Source organism: Ruegeria sp. AB5, assembly GCF_056542645.1.
The window spans coordinates 69,297-87,033 of sequence record NZ_JBQGAE010000010.1 but is presented as its reverse complement, the minus strand read 5'-3'; the positions used below and the strand labels follow the sequence as shown (position 1 = coordinate 87,033).

13 protein-coding genes are annotated in these 17,737 nt (G+C 59.4%); 3 read left to right on the top strand and 10 right to left on the bottom strand.

Annotation, left to right across the window (positions count from 1 at the left end; translation table 11 throughout):
• Positions 1–654 carry a DUF938 domain-containing protein gene (locus ACR0L4_RS16480; protein ID WP_480514232.1) on the bottom strand — a complete coding sequence of 218 codons (654 nt, stop codon included), beginning with the start codon at positions 652–654 and terminating at the stop codon, positions 1–3.
• Positions 651–1,718 (bottom strand): NAD(P)/FAD-dependent oxidoreductase, encoded by a 1,068-nt coding sequence (locus ACR0L4_RS16475; RefSeq protein WP_480514231.1) that lies wholly within the window; start codon positions 1,716–1,718, stop codon positions 651–653. Before ACR0L4_RS16475 ends, ACR0L4_RS16480 begins: the two co-directional genes overlap by 4 nt.
• 158 nt (positions 1,719–1,876) lie before the next feature.
• On the opposite strand from ACR0L4_RS16475, the gene ACR0L4_RS16470 reads away from it, so the two are divergent.
• Both ACR0L4_RS16470 and ACR0L4_RS16465 read left to right on the top strand, forming a co-directional pair.
• Positions 1,877–2,302 (top strand): hypothetical protein, encoded by a 426-nt coding sequence (locus tag ACR0L4_RS16470; RefSeq protein WP_480514230.1) that lies wholly within the window; start codon positions 1,877–1,879, stop codon positions 2,300–2,302.
• A gap of 3 nt (positions 2,303–2,305) precedes the next feature.
• On the top strand, positions 2,306–3,538 hold the full coding sequence (locus ACR0L4_RS16465; RefSeq protein ID WP_170753338.1) for an HlyD family secretion protein: 1,233 nt from the start codon (positions 2,306–2,308) through the stop codon (positions 3,536–3,538).
• Between the two features lie 15 nt (positions 3,539–3,553).
• Here the strand turns inward: ACR0L4_RS16465 and ACR0L4_RS16460 are convergent, their stop codons facing one another.
• The 8 genes from ACR0L4_RS16460 to xdhA form a co-directional block, all read right to left on the bottom strand.
• Positions 3,554–4,312, bottom strand: coding sequence for a nuclear transport factor 2 family protein (locus tag ACR0L4_RS16460; RefSeq protein WP_480514229.1), 759 nt, complete (start codon positions 4,310–4,312; stop codon positions 3,554–3,556).
• Between the two features lie 145 nt (positions 4,313–4,457).
• Positions 4,458–5,531 (bottom strand): BMP family ABC transporter substrate-binding protein, encoded by a 1,074-nt coding sequence (locus ACR0L4_RS16455; protein ID WP_480514228.1) that lies wholly within the window; start codon positions 5,529–5,531, stop codon positions 4,458–4,460.
• A 31-nt stretch (positions 5,532–5,562) separates the two neighbouring features.
• Complete coding sequence (locus tag ACR0L4_RS16450; RefSeq protein ID WP_170753333.1) at positions 5,563–6,483, bottom strand: ABC transporter permease; 921 nt, start codon at positions 6,481–6,483, stop codon at positions 5,563–5,565.
• Between the two features lie 2 nt (positions 6,484–6,485).
• Positions 6,486–7,568, bottom strand: a complete 1,083-nt coding sequence (locus tag ACR0L4_RS16445) for an ABC transporter permease (RefSeq protein WP_480514227.1) — start codon at positions 7,566–7,568, stop codon at positions 6,486–6,488.
• Positions 7,569–7,604: 36 nt separating this feature from the next.
• Positions 7,605–9,122 carry an ABC transporter ATP-binding protein gene (locus ACR0L4_RS16440; protein ID WP_480514226.1) on the bottom strand — a complete coding sequence of 506 codons (1,518 nt, stop codon included), beginning with the start codon at positions 9,120–9,122 and terminating at the stop codon, positions 7,605–7,607.
• Positions 9,119–10,054, bottom strand: a complete 936-nt coding sequence (gene xdhC, locus ACR0L4_RS16435; RefSeq protein WP_480514225.1) for a xanthine dehydrogenase accessory protein XdhC — start codon at positions 10,052–10,054, stop codon at positions 9,119–9,121. The genes ACR0L4_RS16440 and xdhC overlap by 4 nt, the downstream gene beginning before the upstream one ends.
• Entirely contained in the window at positions 10,054–12,456 is a 2,403-nt protein-coding gene (gene xdhB / locus ACR0L4_RS16430) for a xanthine dehydrogenase molybdopterin binding subunit (RefSeq protein ID WP_480514224.1), read from the bottom strand. The genes xdhC and xdhB overlap by 1 nt, the downstream gene beginning before the upstream one ends.
• Complete coding sequence (xdhA, locus tag ACR0L4_RS16425) at positions 12,453–13,811, bottom strand: xanthine dehydrogenase small subunit (protein ID WP_480514223.1); 1,359 nt, start codon at positions 13,809–13,811, stop codon at positions 12,453–12,455. Before xdhA ends, xdhB begins: the two co-directional genes overlap by 4 nt.
• A gap of 342 nt (positions 13,812–14,153) precedes the next feature.
• Here xdhA and dnaE point away from each other — a divergent pair, with 342 nt between their 5' ends.
• Complete coding sequence (gene dnaE / locus ACR0L4_RS16420) at positions 14,154–17,654, top strand: DNA polymerase III subunit alpha (protein WP_480514222.1); 3,501 nt, start codon at positions 14,154–14,156, stop codon at positions 17,652–17,654.
• The last annotated feature ends 83 nt before the right edge of the window (positions 17,655–17,737 follow it).

Below are 17,737 nucleotides of genomic sequence, written 5' to 3'. Positions count from 1 at the left end.
TCAGGGCCAAGGCCGTTCGGCGACAAAGGCCAGATTGTTTGCAGGCATGTCGACAATGTGATGGACCTGCAAACCGTGGTGGTGCAGGCGCGCTTTGATCTCGGTATCGTTCTTGTACCCGATATCTGGATCTTGCGAGGCGAGTGCCGCATGAAATCTCTCATCTCCCGAGCTGGTCAACGCGCCATTGCGCATGAATGGTCCATACAGGATCAAACGACCGCCGGGGCCAAGGGCCAGAGCGGCCTCTTGCAGAAAGGCTTCAACTTCGGGCCATGAGACGAGATGCAGGAGATTGATCAGAACGATCAGGTCCTGCCCACCGAATTGCTTGTGCCACCCCGGAGCGCTGGCATCCAATTCCGCGGCAGGCGCAATGTTGGGATAGTCTGCAGCGTACGCATCGATACTGGCGCGGCGCTCAGGGTCGACTTCGGTAGGTTGCCAAGTCACATCCGGCAAGGTTTTTGCGAACTCGGCCACATGCTGGCCGGTGCCACTGGCGATCTCCAGTGCATGCCCTGAGGAGGGGGCCATTTCGACCAAAAGCGCACAGAGCGCTGCGGCGTTGCGGGTGGCGGCCGGGGCGACCAGGCGAGACCCTGCGCCCTGCGTTGCGACGCTTGCACTTGCAGGCAGTGCGCGTTTCGTCATGCGCCTAGCCTTTTCGCACACAGTGCCGCGATGATGGTGGCATCCATTTCAGATGGTGTTCCGGCCACAAGGCTGGCCAGCAGGGCTGACGCCGCAGGTGCGGTCTGGAACCCATACCCCCCTTGACCTGCGGCCCAGACAAAAGAAGGCTCTTTAGCGTCCGGCCCCAAGACAAGGGTCCCGTCCGGTGCAAAGCTGCGCAGACCTGCCCAGTTGGCCTCAAGTCGTGTTACAGGCTCGGTCACAACCTCTTCATAGCGCGCCAGCCCTTCGGCCAGCACCATATCGTCTGCATAGGCGTCATGCGGGGCAACGGGATCGGCTTCGGAGGGTGAAACCAAGAGCTTTCCTGCGTCAGGTTTGGCATACCATGACTCGCCCGCGCCCAGCATCATGGGCCAGCCAGATACATCATGTCCACCCGGTGCCGGAATGCGCGCCATTGATCTGCGGCGGGGCGTGATGCCTATCGCGCCAACACCCGCCAACGCAGCGACCTCATCTGCCCAGGCCCCGGCGGCGTTGACCAGAACGCGGGCTTCGAACACGTCACCAGCATCGACAATCCAGTGTCGATCCTTCCGTATAGCGGTTACCTTGGTCTTGGTTTGAACCCTTCCTTGATTGCGCCGGATTGCGCGGGCAAAATCCTGCAGGGCCCGGTCCGTGTCGATGTCCAACCCTGACTGGTCGTAGGCGGCGTAGCCAACGACCTCGGGATTCAGGATCGGCACATGTGAAAGCGCGTCGGCGACAGAAATGCGGGGCAAACCCATCTCTGCAGCATCTGCGTCAAACTGTTCGCCCTGATCCCGCTTTCCGATCAACATCAAACCGCGTGGTGTCAGATATCCGCCACTACTGTAGTAGTCAAAGCTGGCGCGGCTCAGGGCACGGACCGTCGCGGGGCCGTAGCTGTCCAGAAACATCGCTGCTGATCGACCCGAGGTGTGATATCCCAGCGCGTCTTCGGCCTCCAAAACGCAGACTGAACCGTGTTCTGACAAACGAGCACCGGCGCTGAGACCGGCTATACCTCCGCCGACGACGAGGAAATCTATCATGAGGCCGTTGCCCACGGGACCGGTGTTTTTGGAAACGGATTGAGTTTCATCGGATGTCAGCCTGTCTGGAAAGTCATTGGAACTGCACGGCGACTATAAGCAGGCTTGAATTTACGTATCAACCCGGTCAAAGAAGTAGCAAAGCCAACAAGGAGAATATGGTGACTGTAGCGGACCTCCATCCAATGGCCACGGGCCATATTCCACGATACATCGTCGCGGCCGATGGGAGTGATTACCTGTTTTCCGCGATGGTCGTCTTCTTTGTTGTCATCGTCGTGTTGATTGGTGTCGGATACCTGACACTGCATTCGGTTCCGGAAAAAATGGCGCACGAAAACAACCACCCCCAGTTTCAGCTGGTCGGTATTCTGGCGCTGTTGGCCCTGTTCACGCATAACGGGTTATTCTGGATTGCGGCTATTCTGGTTGCCGGGTTCCAGTTTCCCGATTTTGCAACCCCGATGAAGAACATCGCCGACGCCATTCGGTCGCTTGGACAATCACCGAGTTCCAGACCAGCAGCCGAAATCGTCCCGCCAGCCGCGCCTGTTGCGGATACCAACAACGCGTCGGAGCAATAATCCATGATCGAGACAATGCTTTGCGCACTGATCACAGTGCTGCCGGATTATCTGTTCCGTCGATTTGTCCAAGGCAAGCGCATCGGGCATGAGATCACGTTGTTTACCATGTGGTACGAGCTGCGCTGGGGTCTGACCACCTGTGCCATTCTGGCGCTGACCGTGATCACCACATTGTTCTATTTTCACCCGGCGTCCAGCAATGCTGCATCGTATTTCCGCACCGTAACGATCCTGCCGCAACTGGGGGGTCGGGTATCCGAGGTTTATGTCCGCAACAACGAGCTGTTGACCGCAGGTCAGCCGATTTTCCGGATCGAGGATTTTTCTCAACAGGCGCAGGTTCAGGCGGCCCATGCGCAGGTCGCTCAGGTTCAGGCCTCGCTGAAGGTGGCTGAAACCGATCTGGCCGAAGCCGATGCCGGAATCGCTGGCGCGCGCGCCGCTCTGGCACAGTCGGTCGAAGATCTTGAGCGGAACACCACCCTGCGCGACGAAGGCTCCAGCGCTGTGCGGCTGGCCGAGATTGAACGGTTGGAGAATCTTGTTGCCGAACGCGAAGCACAGGTCACAGCTGCCGAGTCGCAGCGAGCAGCCGTGGTGCAGCAGATCGAAGAACTGATCCCGGCCCAGTTGGCCAGCGCCAATGCGCAACTTGACGCGGCGCTGACCGAGCTGGACAAGACCGTGATCTATGCCGGTGTGACAGGTCGGGTCGAACAGTTCGGGTTGCAGGTCGGCGACTACGTGAGCCCGTTGTTGCGTCCGGCGGGTATTCTTGTGCCTTCAAACTCGGGCCATGATCGGTTCCAGGCGGCGTTCAATCAGCTCTCGGCTCAGGTGATCAAACCGGGCATGATCGGAGAGCTTGGCTGCATGACCAAACCTTTTACGGTTATCCCGATGGTCGTGGTCGAGGTGCAGGACGTTATCCCCTCGGGCCAGATCCGTCCGTCGGATGAATTGCGAGACGTGCAGCATAACAAAGTGCCGGGTTCGATTCTGGTGTATATGGAGCCGCTTTACAAAGGTATGGCCGATGAGATTCCGCCGGGCAGCAATTGTCTGGCCAATGTCTACACCGATAACCATCACAAGCTTGAGGATGAAAACCTCGGGTTCTGGGAAAAGTCCTTCCTGCATGTCGTGGATACAATCGGTGTGGTCCACGCGGCAGGACTGCGACTGCGTCTGATCCTGATGCCGGTGAACACGCTGGTGCTGAGCGGGCACTGAATTCGCCCGCGCACGTCAGAACTTGCCGTTGTTATTTTTCCACTCGCTTCGGGGCGCTATGGGTTCCATAGTGCCCCAATGCTCGACGATCTTGGCGTCTGAGACGCGGAAGAGGTCATAAAAGCTGGTGTGCTTTCCCTGTCTGCTTCCTTCGCTCATGCTCAGCACGTAATTCCCTTCTGCCAGCACGCGGTGAACTTGGTGATACAGCGTGGATAGCTGCCCGTCGGATTTGTGTTCCAGTCGTTCTCGGTAGGCGTCGATCCCGTCTATGCTGTCCGGGTCGTGTTGAATGAGAGCTGCATCGATAAACTCGGGCAGCAGGTTGGTCTGGCGATCGACAAGCACCTTTTGCGCAAAGCGGCTTACGAAGTCTCGATTATGCTCGGTTCTGTCCAGATCAGTGATTTCAGTCGGGCCATCAAGCATAGCACGACCCGAGGCGTTGGGGCCGCGCAGGGGCTGAATATTGTCCCAGTGTTCGACCGCTTTGCCATCTTCAAAGCGAAATACCTCGAACGCGGCTTTGACCTCGGCAAAGTCGTATTCGTTATGGGCAAAAGCGAAATCGCCATCTTCAAATACGCGAACAAACCTGACCTTGGGGTTGGTTTTCGACAGGCGGGCAAACAACGCGGCCAGACCCTCGCTGCCTTCATGGGTCTGGGGATTGTGCTGGACGTACTTCGCTTCGTTGACCACGGCTGCCGCGTCGGCGTCCCCGGTTTCGATACCCTTCAGCAGTTTCATAAGCAGCTTGCGTTTGGAACTCATCTGGTCCTCGTCAATCGTTAGGGTTTTCGATCTATGCACATAGCTCTGACCTCGGGCTATCGAGGATCAAGAGTGCCATAAGTGCGGTGCATAGATCAAAAAAGCCCGCGCTGGGCGGGCTTTTCCTTGTTCTGACTGATCCGGCTTACTGCGGAATCTCACCTTCCAGCCCTTCGACGTAGAAGTTCATGCCAGCCAACGTGCCGTCATCGGCGGTTTCGCCTTCTGCCAGCCAATCGCTGCCGTCCTGCTTTTTCAGCGGTCCGGTGAAGGGGTGGTATTCACCTGCTGCCATGGCTGCTTTCAGCGCCAGCGCCTCTTCCTTGACGTCGGCAGGAACCGCGTCCGAGATCTCGCCGATTGCAACCATGCCTTCGCGGATGCCATCCCATGTGTTGGCGCTTTCCCATGTGCCATCCATGACGGCCTGGGTCCGTGCGATATAGTAGGGCGCCCAGTCATCGATGATCGACGACACGCGCGGGAACGGAGCGTACTCGCTCATGTCCGAGGCTTGGCCAAAGGTGACGACATTGCCTGCCTCTTGTGCAGCGGCCTGCGGCGCGGTCGAGTCGGTGTGTTGCAGGATGACGTCCGCACCCTGTTCGATCAGAACGGTGGCCGCATCAGCTTCTTTTGCAGGGTCGAACCAGGTGTAGGCCCAGACAATCTTGAACTCGACATCCGGGTTCACCTTCTTGGCGTGGACGTAGGCCGAGTTGATGCCACGGATCACTTCGGGGATCGGATAAGACCCGATGTAGCCAATGATGTTTGACTTGGTCATGTTACCCGCGATGTGGCCCTGAACCGCGCGACCTTCATAGAAACGGGCCGAATAGACCGAGACATTGTCGGCCGTCTTGTAGCCGGTTGCGTGCTCGAATTTCACATCCGGGAATTTCTTGGCCACGTTGATGGTCGGGTCCATGTAGCCGAACGAGGTGGTAAAGATCAGGTCGGCACCCTCCAGCGCCATCTGGGTCATCACGCGCTCGGCGTCCGGACCTTCGGGAACGGACTCGACAAATACGGTCTCAACCTTGTCGCCAAAATGCTCTTCCACGGCCAGACGGCCCTTGTTGTGCTCATAGGTCCAGCCGCCGTCGCCGACAGGGCCGACATAGACGAAACCGACCTTGGTCTTGTCTTCGGCCATGGCCCCTGAGGCCAGACCCAGCGCCATGGCGGCGCTTGCCAGAAGTGTCGTGAATTTCATGTGTTACTCCCCAAGTTGGTTTAGTTGGCCCCTAGTGCGAGGCGTGGAAAATCCGGCCCAGTGAGGCAGGTGCGCTGCTCTTGTCGGCCGAAAGGATCACAAGCACAAGGATCGTGATGATGTAGGGCGACATTGCCAGATACTCGACAGGAATGGCAACGCCCGCTGCCTGCAAATTCAGCTGCAACACGGTGATGCCGCCGAACAAATAGGCACCCAGCAATGCGCGCCAGGGTTTCCAGCTGGCAAAGACCACCAGCGCCAGGGCGATCCAGCCAACACCCGCAGTCATACCCTCAGTCCACTGCGGTACGCGGATCAGACTGATATAGGCCCCGCCGAGGCCTGCGCAGGCGCCACCGAACAGGATCGCCATGATGCGAATCTTGATGACCTTGTAGCCTAGCGCATGTGCGGCATCGTGGTTTTCGCCTACCGCGCGCAGGATCAGGCCGACGCGGGTGTATTTCAGTGTGGCCCAGACGGCCGCTGTCAAAGCAATGCCGACATAAAGGATCGGGTCGTGCTGGAACAGGATCGGCCCGATGACTGGAATATCACTGATCACCGGAATGTGGATGTCCCCCATGCTGGGGGGTTTGACGCCCACATAGCTTTGACCCATCAGCGCACTGAACCCAAGGCCGAACAGGGTTAACGCCAGGCCACTGGCCACTTGGTTGGCCAGCGCCACCTGCGTCAACAGCACAAACAACAGCGACAGTACCGCCCCGCCAATGGCCGCCGCGACAAAGCCCAGCCACGGCGAGCCGGTCTCGACCGAGATCGCAAAGCCGCTGATTGCGCCCACGATCATCATGCCCTCGACGCCAAGGTTCAGAACGCCGGCCTTTTCGACAACCAGCTCTCCGATCGCGGCCAACAGCAGGGGGGTCGCGGCCACCATGAGCGAGGCAACCAGAAGTACGGGATTAATCTCACCAAGGTCCATGGTTACGCCACCTCGCTACGGGCCGCACGGATGCGGTAGTTTGTCAGAAGATCGAAGGCCAGCAGGAAGAACAGAAGCATCCCCTGGAATACCTGGATGGCAGCGGCAGGCAGGCCCAGCTGAGACTGCGCAATTTCACCGCCGATATAGGTCAGCGCCATCAGACCACCGGCCAGCAAGATGCCCACCGGGTGCAGGCGGCCAAGGAAGGCTACGATGATCGCTGTGAAGCCATAGCCCACGTTGAAGTCGATGCTGACCACACCCGAAGGGCCTGAGACTTCGAACATCCCCGCCAGACCGGCCAGAGCGCCGGACAGGCCCAGACAGAACAGGATCAGGCGGGCCGGGTTCACACCGGCGAATTTGGCTGCGCGCGGGGCTTCACCCGTCAGGCGGATGTGAAAGCCCAGCATGTGCCGGTTCAGCAGGACATAGGCAAAGATCACCGCAATCAGCGCTGTCACGACGCCCCAATGCATCCCTGATCCTGCGATCAGCTCGGCATTGTGCGCGCTGTCATAGGATTGCAGATTGCGTGAGCCCGGAAAGCCGAACCCTTCGGGGTTTTTCAGTAGCCCTAGCGAGACTGAGGCCAGCATTTGCTCGGCCACATAGACCAGCATCAGCGAGACCAAGATTTCATTGGTGCCAAAGCGCACTTTCAGAAAGGCCGGGATCGAGGCCCAGAGCCAGCCGCCAACGGCACCAGCCATCACCATGATGGGAAAGATGTACCAGGCATCCAAGGGGTAAAAGGCCAGACCCGCACCGGCGCCAAAGATAGCACCCATGATATACTGCCCCTCGGCCCCGATGTTCCAGATACCGGCGCGAAAGCCCAGCGACAGGCCAATCGCGATCAGCACCAGCGGGGCACCTTTAACCAGCAATTGCGGGCGGTAATAAAAGGCAAATTCGCCGAACAGAGGTTCCCAGAAAATGGTACCAATCGCCTCAACCGGGTTCTTGCCCAGGATGGCGAACAGGATGCCCCCAAACACCATTGTCGCCAAAACCGCGACCAAAGGGGTCGCATATGACCACGCTTTGGACGGCTGAGGCCGTTTCTCCAACACAATCATCTGCTCACACCCCCGTCGTTTCTTTTTTGTTTTGCATCAGACATGGGCCACCTCCATGCCATGCGCACCGCCCATCATCAGGCCGATCTCATCAACCGTCAGGCCCGTGGTTTCACGCGGGGCGCTCAGGCGGCCTTCGTTCAGGGCAGCAAAGCTGTCCGAGATTTCCATCAACTCATCCAGATCCTGCGAGATACAAATGACTGCGGTTCCCTTGGTTGCCAGATCCAGAATCGCCTGCCGGATCGCAGCTGCCGCGGCCGCATCCACACCCCATGTCGGTTGGTTCACCACCAGCACATCTGGGTTTTGCAAGACCTCGCGACCAATTACGAATTTCTGCAGGTTTCCACCCGAAAGAGATCGGGCCGCATTCTCCGGACCCGGCGTGCGCACATCAAAGGCGCTGATAATCTTCTCGGCGAAGCTCTTGGTATCGGCCCATTTCAAAAAGCCATTGTTCTCAAGCCTTTCGCGGACGGACCCGGTCAGCAGGGCGTTTTCGGTCAGGCTCATATCCGGGGCCGCAGCGTGACCCAGCCGTTCTTCCGGCGCGGTCAACACGCCGAGCTTGCGACGGGCGGTCGGGCCCAGCTTGCCGATTGGCTGGCCGTTAAACTTGACCGCATCGGCTGCCGTCGTGATTTCACCGGACAGCACGCCCAGCAATTCGTCCTGTCCGTTTCCGGCGACACCGCCTATGCCCAGAACCTCACCCTTGCGGACGGTCATATGGACGTTTTTCAGCGCAGTGCCGAATTCCGAAGGCGACGGCACCGACAAGCCGCTGACATCCAGCGCCACCTCGCCAAATTCACGACCAGACCGCTCGGGCGTCTGCAAGGTGGAACCCACCATCATTTCGGCCATGTCGCGCGCCGAGGTTTCGGAGGGCACGCATTCGCCCACATTCTTGCCCAGTCGCAGGATCGTCGCGTGGTCGCATAGCGTGCGGATTTCTTCCAGCTTATGCGAGATATACAGGATCGAGGTGCCTTCGGACCGCAACTTGTTCAGCGTTTCAAATAGAATTTCCACCTCTTGCGGGGTCAAAACGCTGGTCGGTTCGTCCATGATCAAAAGCTTGGGGTCCTGCAGCAGGCAGCGAATGATCTCGACCCGCTGGCGTTCCCCGGCGGACAGATCGCCCACGGTGCGGAACGGGTCCAGCGGCAGGCCATAGGTTTCGGACACTTCGCGGATACGCGAGGCCAGATCGCCCATCGGCGGTGGGTTCTCCATCCCCAATGCGATATTCTCGGCCACGTTCAGCGCGTCGAACAGCGAGAAATGCTGGAACACCATCGCGATTCCGTCTGCGCGCGCGGCGCGCGGTTCGGCCGGGGCAAAGGGTTGGCCGCGCAACAGCATGGCGCCGCTGTCGGGCTTGACCAAGCCATAGATCATTTTCACAAGCGTGGATTTTCCAGCACCGTTTTCACCCAGCAGGGCATGAACTTCGCCCTCACCGATGTCAAAGGACACCTGATCATTGGCCACGACGCCGGGATAGGCTTTGGTCAGCCCTTGTAGGCTTAGCAGTGGAGTGGTCACGCGCTCAGGTCCTTCTTCAAAGTGTTTTGCACGACCGGGCGCAGCATTTGCGCTGCGACGCCCACGGCAATCATCTGCGGGTGCTTGCCCAGTGTTGGATCGCCGATGGGACAGGTGATCCGGCTTATCCGTTCGGGTGAATGGCCAAGCGCTGCCATCCGCGACCGGAACCGCGCCCATTTGGTAGCCGAGCCAATCAGCCCCGCAAAGCGGAAATCATGCAAAAGCAGCCGGTTGCACAGCTCGAAATCCAGATTGTGTGAATAAGTAAGCACAAGATGCTCGGCATCAGGTGGCGCGTGACGGACCAGTTCGGCTGGTTTGGCTGTTGGAACCACCATCACACCTGCTGGAGAACAGTCCGGAAACCGCTCAGGCCCGGTATCGACCCAGGTGATCGCCAGATCGGGCAGGGGTGAGAGGACATCGACCAGAGCCCGCCCTACATGGCCTGCGCCCCAGATCCACAGGTTGCGCGAAGGCTTGTGAACCGGCTCGATCATCCAGCCATCGATCAGTTGCGGCTGGGGCAATATCCCCTGACCTCTTGCTGCCGCAAGAACGCGCTTGACCGTCAGTGGCATATCCTTGCCCGAGGGCGCGCGCGCTATGACCGTGTCATCCAGAGTGTCCAAAGTGCTGTGATCATATAGCTCGCTCAGAAGAGACACCGCACCACCGCAGCATTGCCCCAGCTCGGGTCCAAGCGCGTGATGCGTCAGTTTGGCGCGCAGGGTCTGCGATCGTGCCGCCTCAGCCGCCTGAAACTCAAGCGTGCCACCGCCGATCGTGCCGGATTGCCCGTCCTCCCAGACCAGCATGGCTGCGCCGACCTCGCGCGGGGATGACCCCTTGATTGCAGCAATGACCACGCGGGTGACTTTCCCGTGGGTTTTGACCGCCTCCCTCAAAGCCTCTCGATCAAACCCCATCAGACGTCTCCCTTGATCCTTTGGACGCCGCGCCAGACTTCTTCGGCGGTGGCGGGCGCGTTGAGGGCTGGGTAGCCGTCCCCGCAAGCGGCCACCGCATTCGACAGGGCCAGCCACGCGGAAATCCCCAGCATAAACGGCGGCTCTCCGACCGCTTTCGAGCGATAGATCGTGTCTTCGCGGTTCTCGGCCTCCCACAGCGCGACGTTGAAAATGTCGGGCCGGTCGGAACAGGCGGGAATCTTGTATGTCGATGGCGCATGGGTACGCAGGTTGCCTGTGCCGTCCCAGACCAGTTCCTCGGTCGTCAGCCAGCCAGCGCCTTGGACGTAACCGCCCTCGACCTGACCGATATCCAGCGCAGGGTTCAGCGAGGCACCGGCATCGTGCAGGATATCTGCGCGCAAAATCCGGTTTTCGCCAGTGAGGGTGTCCACGGCGACTTCGGTGATCGCTGCGCCATAGGCAAAGTAGAAGAACGGCCGCCCCCTGCCTTTGATCCGATCCCATTCGATCTTGGGGGTTTTGTAAAAGCCGGTCGCAGACAGGCTGATGCGCCCTTGATAGGTCAGCGCGGCTGCTTCGGCGAAGGTATAGCGTTCCGCGCCAACCGAGACGCAGCCGTTGGCAAAGGTGACAGAAGACGGATCGGCCTGATGCCGCTCGGCCAGATAGTCGGCCATCCGGTCGCGTATGGTGTCGCAGGCCGCTTTTACTGCCATGCCGTTCAGATCACTGCCCGATGAGGCCGCCGTGGCCGAGGTATTGGGTACCTTGGCCGTGTCGGTTGCGGTGATCTTCACCATATCCAGCGGAATGCCAAAGCGCGAAGCAGCCACTTGTGCAACCTTCTGAAACAGGCCCTGACCCATCTCGGTGCCGCCATGGTTCAGATGGACCGAGCCGTCCTGATAGACATGCACGAGCGCACCCGCCTGGTTAAGGTGGGTCAACGTGAAGGATATCCCGAACTTGACCGGCGAGAAGGCGATGCCTTTTTTGATCACGCCATTCGTGGCGTTCCATTCATCAATGGCCGCTTTGCGCGCGACATAGTTGCTGGATGTTAAAAGCGCTGCGGTCATACCATGCAACTCGAAGTCGCTGACCTCCATGCCGTAGGGAGTTGTGTTGCCGCCGGTAGGCAGGGCACGCACCGGGGCATCCCCGGTTGCAACCGCACCACGGCTGGTCAGGTCTTCGTGCGGATCAGGGTGACCCAGAGGTTTTTCGGTTGGGGCATTTTCAACCGCTTTGTGCGCGGGCTCATAATAATTTCGACGGCGCAGCTCGACCGGATCCAGTCCCAGTTCATGTGCGGCATGGTCCATCACGCGTTCAATCCCCACCATACCCTGAGGGCCTCCGAACCCGCGATAGGCGGTGGCGGATTGGGTGTTGGTCTTCAACCGGTGACTTTCGATCCGGGCGTGGGGCAACAAATAGGCGTTATCCGCGTGCAGCATCGCGCGGTCGGCGACAGGCAGAGACAGGTCCTGTGCCCAGCCGCAGATGGCGTGATGCAGGAAGGACACGCCCTGAATGTGGCCGTTTTTGTCGAACCCGGCCTTGTACGAAATCCGAAAGGCGTGGCGTTTGCCGGTGATGATCATGTCATCGTCGCGGTCGTAGCGCATCTTGCAGGCTTTGCCCGTCGCACGCGCCGCCACGGCGCAGGCAACGGCCAACGCGTTGCCCTGGCTTTCCTTGCCGCCAAAGCCGCCGCCCATGCGGCGGGTTTCAACACGCACGGCGTGCATCGGAACACCCAGCGCATCGGCAACTTTGTGCTGGATTTCGGTCGGGTGCTGGGTCGAGCTGTGTACCAGCATGTCCGCGCCCTCATTCGGCACCGCAAGCGCAGCCTGACCTTCCAGATAGAAATGCTCCTGCCCGCCCAGTTCGAAGGCCCCCTCGATCACATGGGCCGCGCCTGAAATGGCCGCATCCGCGTCGCCCTTGGCATAAATGCGCGGGCCGTCTTCGAACCGGCTGTTGGCGGCGAGTGCCTCTTCGATTGTCAGGATCGGCGTGTCTTCGTCAAAATCCATCTTGCCCAGCCGCGCGGCCTTGCGTGCGGCAAGGTGGCTGCTGGCCACGACCAGAAACACCGGCTGACCGATATAGTGAACCGTGCCATCCGACAGCAGCGGTTCGTCATGGATCGACGGCGAAACATCATTGGCAAAAGGCAGATCCTGAGCCGTCATCACCATCACGACCCCATCAGCTGCTTTCACCGCAGACAGATCCATCGCGGTGATCGTGCCCTTGGCAATCGGGCTGAGACCAAAGGCCAGATGCAACGCGCCCTTTGGCGTCGGGATGTCGTCCACATACCGAGCCGCGCCAGCGACATGCAGAGGTGCGGCATCATGCGGGAGAGGTTTTGTCACGCTCATGCCGACACCTCCAGCACGTTGGTCACGTGGCCCTGATCTTCTAGAAAATACCTCTCAAGCATCGCTTTGGCGGTTTCAAGTCGATAGGTGGCCGAGGCGCGCATGTCCGTGAGTGGTGAATAGTCGTCGGCAAAAGCGGGAAGCGCGGCTTGGATAGTGTCGCGCGCCCACGGCTTGCCGATCAACGCGGCCTCGACATGGGGTGCTCGTTTCGGAATGCCCGCCATACCACCAAACGCTATGCGCGCTTGGGTGACGGTTCCCTCCAAAACGGTGATATTGAAACAGCCGCACACGGCCGAGATATCCTGATCGAACCGTTTGCTGAGTTTGTACACCTTCAGCCTGTCAGGCTGACGCGGGAAACTGACAGCTTCGACGAACTCACCACGAGCGCGGTCTTGTTTGCCGTAGTCGACAAAGAATTCCTCCAAGGGAATGGATCGGCGCTCGTCGCCTTTGCGCAGATGCAAGGTTGCTCCAAGCGCGATCAGCGCAGGCGGGTTGTCCCCGATGGGCGAGCCATTGGCGATGTTGCCTCCGACCGTGGCTGCGTGGCGCACCTGAACGCTCGCGTAGCGGCGGATCATCTCGGCGTATGAGGGGTGCAAATCGGACAGCGCGTCCCCCATGCGGTTCATGTCAACCATGGCACCAAAGCGGATTTCGGTATCGCTGATTGCGATGTCTTTCAGATCCTCACAGCGGTTCAGGAAAATTACAGGGTCCAGATCGCGCAATTGCTTGGTGACCCAAAGCCCGACATCCGTTGCCCCGGCAACAAGCGTGGCGTCGGGGTTCTCAGCATAAAGAGCGGCCAGTTCATCCGACGACCCCGGCAGCATCCGTATAGCCGGTACAACGACAGGCTTGTCTTTGACCCAGACGGGCACCGGGTGTTCTTGTGCCGCTTCGGCGGCACGAATGATCGGAGCGTAACCGGTGCATCGGCACAGGTTACCTGCAAGCTGGGTGTCGTGATCTGTCGCACCATTGGCGTGGCTGGCGACCATCGACATCACAAAACCGGGGGTGCAGAATCCGCATTGAGACCCATGCAGGTCCACCATCGCCTGTTGCACGGGGTGGGCTTCGCCCTGTGGCCCGCTGGCGCCTTCGACGGTTCGGACGGCTTTGCCATGCAGTTGGGGCAGGAACAGGATGCAGGAATTCAGCGCCTTGGCACCGCCTTCATCCGTCACCATGACGGTGCAGGCCCCGCAGTCGCCCTCATTGCAGCCTTCCTTGGTGCCGGTCAGGCCGCGATCCTCTCGCAACCAGTCCAGCAGGGTGGCCGTTGGATCAGTGTCTGCCAACTCCACTGTCTCTCCGTTCAGAAGAAACGTGATATTCATTCGAGAAACCCGTCGCCTTACCCGGTTGCGCCCTTTGGCCCTCCTTCGATGCGACGTAGAAAGAGAGGCGGGCGGATAGCTTGCCGTCAGATGTTAGGAACAGGGTGGCTTCTCTGGCAAGAAAAACTGCCTATATGATGTACCAATACGTCTGGACGGCGCAAAAACATGGACCTCTTGTAGTGTTGAGGGTGTTGAAATTAAAGCGCTTTCTGATTTTGCTGCACGGCGGCTCCCGAAGCACCTTCTGAAAAAACCGAACAATCAGCGCTGATTTTTTAGGCGACCCGAAGTGTCGGTTCCCGCTTTTGCCGCGCTGCTGGCTGGGATAGCTTGGGTGGCATGAGCAGTACTCCTCGATTCATTCACCTCCGCGTTCACACCGAATATTCTCTGCTGGAAGGCGCCGTGCGGCTGAAAAAACTGCCGGGCCTGTGCGAGAAAATGGAGATGCCCTCAGTCGCCGTCACCGACACGAACAGCATGTTTTCGGCCTTGGAGTTTTCCGTCTCGGCGAGCAGTGCCGGGATTCAGCCGATCATGGGCTGTCAGGTTGACCTGACTTATGTGCAGGCGCAGCCGGGCGAGAAGCCCAAGTCACCCGCGCCCTTGGTGCTGTTGGCGCAGTCCGAGGTCGGGTATGAGAACCTGATGAAGCTCAGCTCTTGTCTCTATGTCGACAAGGGTGGGCAGTTGCCGCAAGTCACATTGGAGGAGTTGGCTGACCGATCAGAGGGCCTGATCTGCCTGTCGGGCGGGCCGGATGGGCCGGTGGGGTTGCTGTTGCAACAAGGTCAGCGCCCGGCGGCCGAGGCCTTGGTGGATCGCCTTGCGGCCATGTTCCCGGATCGCCTCTATATCGAACTTCAGCGCCACCCGGGCGAGGGTGGTCAGCCCGAGGCCGAACGCCTGACCGAGCGTGGCCATGTTGAAATGGCCTATGCCAAGAACCTGCCATTGGTGGCCACCAACGATGTCTACTTCCCAACCACGGACATGTACGAAGCGCATGATGCGCTGATCTGTATTGCCGAGGGCGCTTATGTCGACCAACAGGACGGTCGCCGCCGCCTGACCGCGCAGCATTATTTCAAATCGCAACAGGAAATGGCGACCTTGTTCGCCGATCTGCCCGAAGCGATCGAGAACACAGTCGAGATCGCCAAGCGCTGCGCCTTCATGGCCTACAGGCGGGATCCGATCCTGCCGAAATTCGCGGATGATGAGGTGGCCGAACTGCGCCGCATCGCCAATGACGGTTTGCAAAAGCGTCTGGCCGTGATCCCGCATGCGGTGACGCCCGAAGAATATCAGGAGCGGCTGGATTTCGAACTCGACATCATCGAAGGCATGGGGTTCCCCGGCTATTTCCTGATCGTTGCCGATTTCATCCAATGGTCCAAGGACCATGACATCCCGGTTGGGCCGGGGCGGGGTTCGGGCGCGGGATCACTGGTGGCCTATGCGCTGACGATCACCGACCTTGACCCGCTGCGCTATAGCCTTCTGTTTGAACGCTTCCTGAACCCTGAACGGGTGTCGATGCCCGACTTCGATATCGACTTTTGCATGGACCGCCGCGAAGAGGTGATCCGTTATGTGCAGCAGAAATATGGGCGCGACAAGGTGGGGCAGATCATCACCTTTGGTGCGCTTTTGTCCAAAGCCGCGGTGCGCGACATCGGGCGGGTCCTGCAAATGCCATACGGGCAGGTGGATCGCCTGTCCAAGATGATCCCGGTTGAAGGCGTTAAACCGGTTTCCATCGAAAAGGCGTTGAAAGACGAACCCCGCCTGCGCGAAGAGGCCCGCAACGAAGAGGTCGTGGATCGGCTGCTGAATTACGGCCAGCAGGTCGAAGGGCTGCTGCGCAACGCCTCGACCCACGCGGCGGGGGTGGTGATTGGCGACCGGCCATTGGATGCACTGGTGCCGCTGTATCAGGATCCGCGCTCGGACATGCCTGCAACCCAGTTCAACATGAAATGGGTGGAACAGGCCGGGCTGGTGAAGTTCGATTTTCTGGGCCTGAAGACGCTGACCGTGATCCAAAACGCGATGGACTTGATCTTCAGGTCCGGGCGGGACCTGCATGTCGCCGCTGATGGGACCGAACTTTATGAACCCGCCGACGGGGCCGAGAACCAGATCAACGCCATCCCGCTGGATGATGAGGCGACGTACAAGCTCTATTCCGCAGCCAAGACGGTGGCAGTGTTCCAGGTGGAAAGCTCGGGCATGATGGATGCGCTCAAGCGCATGAAACCGGACTGTATCGAGGATATCATCGCCCTCGTCGCGCTGTACCGTCCGGGCCCGATGGAGAACATTCCGAAGTTTTGCGAGGTCAAGAACGGGCAGAGCAAGCGGGACAAGTTGCACCCATCCATCGACCATATTCTGGACGAAACCCAGGGCATCATCGTCTACCAGGAACAGGTGATGCAGATCGCCCAGGAAATGGCGGGCTATAGCCTGGGCGGTGCGGACCTGTTGCGCCGCGCGATGGGTAAGAAAATCCAGGAGGCGATGGACGCCGAGCGGCCCAAATTCCTGAAAGGCGCTGCCGAGAATGACGTGGACGAGGCCAAGGCGACCGAGGTCTGGAACCTGCTGGACAAGTTTGCCAATTACGGTTTCAACAAATCCCACGCCGCCGCCTATGCGGTGGTCAGCTATCAGACCGGCTGGCTAAAGGCGAACCACCCGGTCGAGTTCATGGCCGGGGTCATGAACTGCGATATCCATCTGACCGACAAGCTGGCGGTTTACTTCGAGGAAGTCCGCAAAGGGCTGGAACTGCCCTATATACCGCCTTGCGTGAACCGCTCGCAGTCCACGTTTGATGTAGTGGATCAGCATCTGGTTTACGCGCTGGGCGCGCTGAAAAACGTGGGCGTCGAGGCGATGAACCTTGTGGTCGAAGGACGTGCAGGCAAACCTTTCGTCAACCTGTTCGACTTTGCCCGTCGGGTCGATTTGAAGAAGGTCGGCAAGCGGCCATTGGAAATGCTGGCACGCGCGGGTGCGTTTGATGAACTCGATAAGAACCGCCGCCGCGTGTTCGAAAGCCTTGATCCGCTGGTCCAGTATTCGGCTGCGATCCACGACCAGAAGAACTCGAACCAGGTGTCGCTGTTTGGCGAGGCGGGCGATGACCTGCCAGAGCCGCGCCTGTCGCCAACACCGGACTGGTTGCCCGCCGAGCGTCTGAGCGAAGAGTTCAAGGCTATCGGGTTTTACTTGTCCGGGCACCCGCTGGACGACTACATGCCTGCGCTCAGGCGCAAACAGGTGCTGACACTCGACGAGGTAACCGAAAGGGCCCGCTCGGGCCCTCTGATTGCCAAGATGGCCGGCGTTGTTGCCGGGCGACAGGAACGTAAATCCGCGCGGGGCAATCGCTTTGCCTTTGCGCAGCTGTCTGACCCGACCGGAGCCTATGAGGTTACGCTGTTTTCCGAGACGCTGGAGAAATCCCGTGAGTTTCTGGAAACAGGGGCACAGGTGGTCGTCACCGCCGAAGCCACGATGGAAGCGGATCAGCTCAAGCTGCTCGGGCGCTCTGTTGGGCCGGTCGATTCAGTAGTGGCCGAAGCGGGTGCAACAGGGTTGCGCGTTTTCGTTGAACACCCGCAGGTCTTGCCGACAGTTGCAACAGTTCTGGCAGATGCCACCAGTGCTGCCAAAGGGGCATCGAAAGGGTCAATCCAATTGTGTCTGATGGATCCCGGTTTGCCTGGCGAGGTTGAAATGGATTTGGGTCAGACCTTCCCGATCACCCCGCAGATCAAAGGGGCGATCAAATCTCTGGAAGGCGTGATGTCTGTTGAGGAAATCTGAACCACCCGGTTGTTGCCTCGGACCAAGGCCCCGGCTAGGCTGAACGCATCACCTCAAAAGCAAGAGAGTAGAGGCATGAGGAT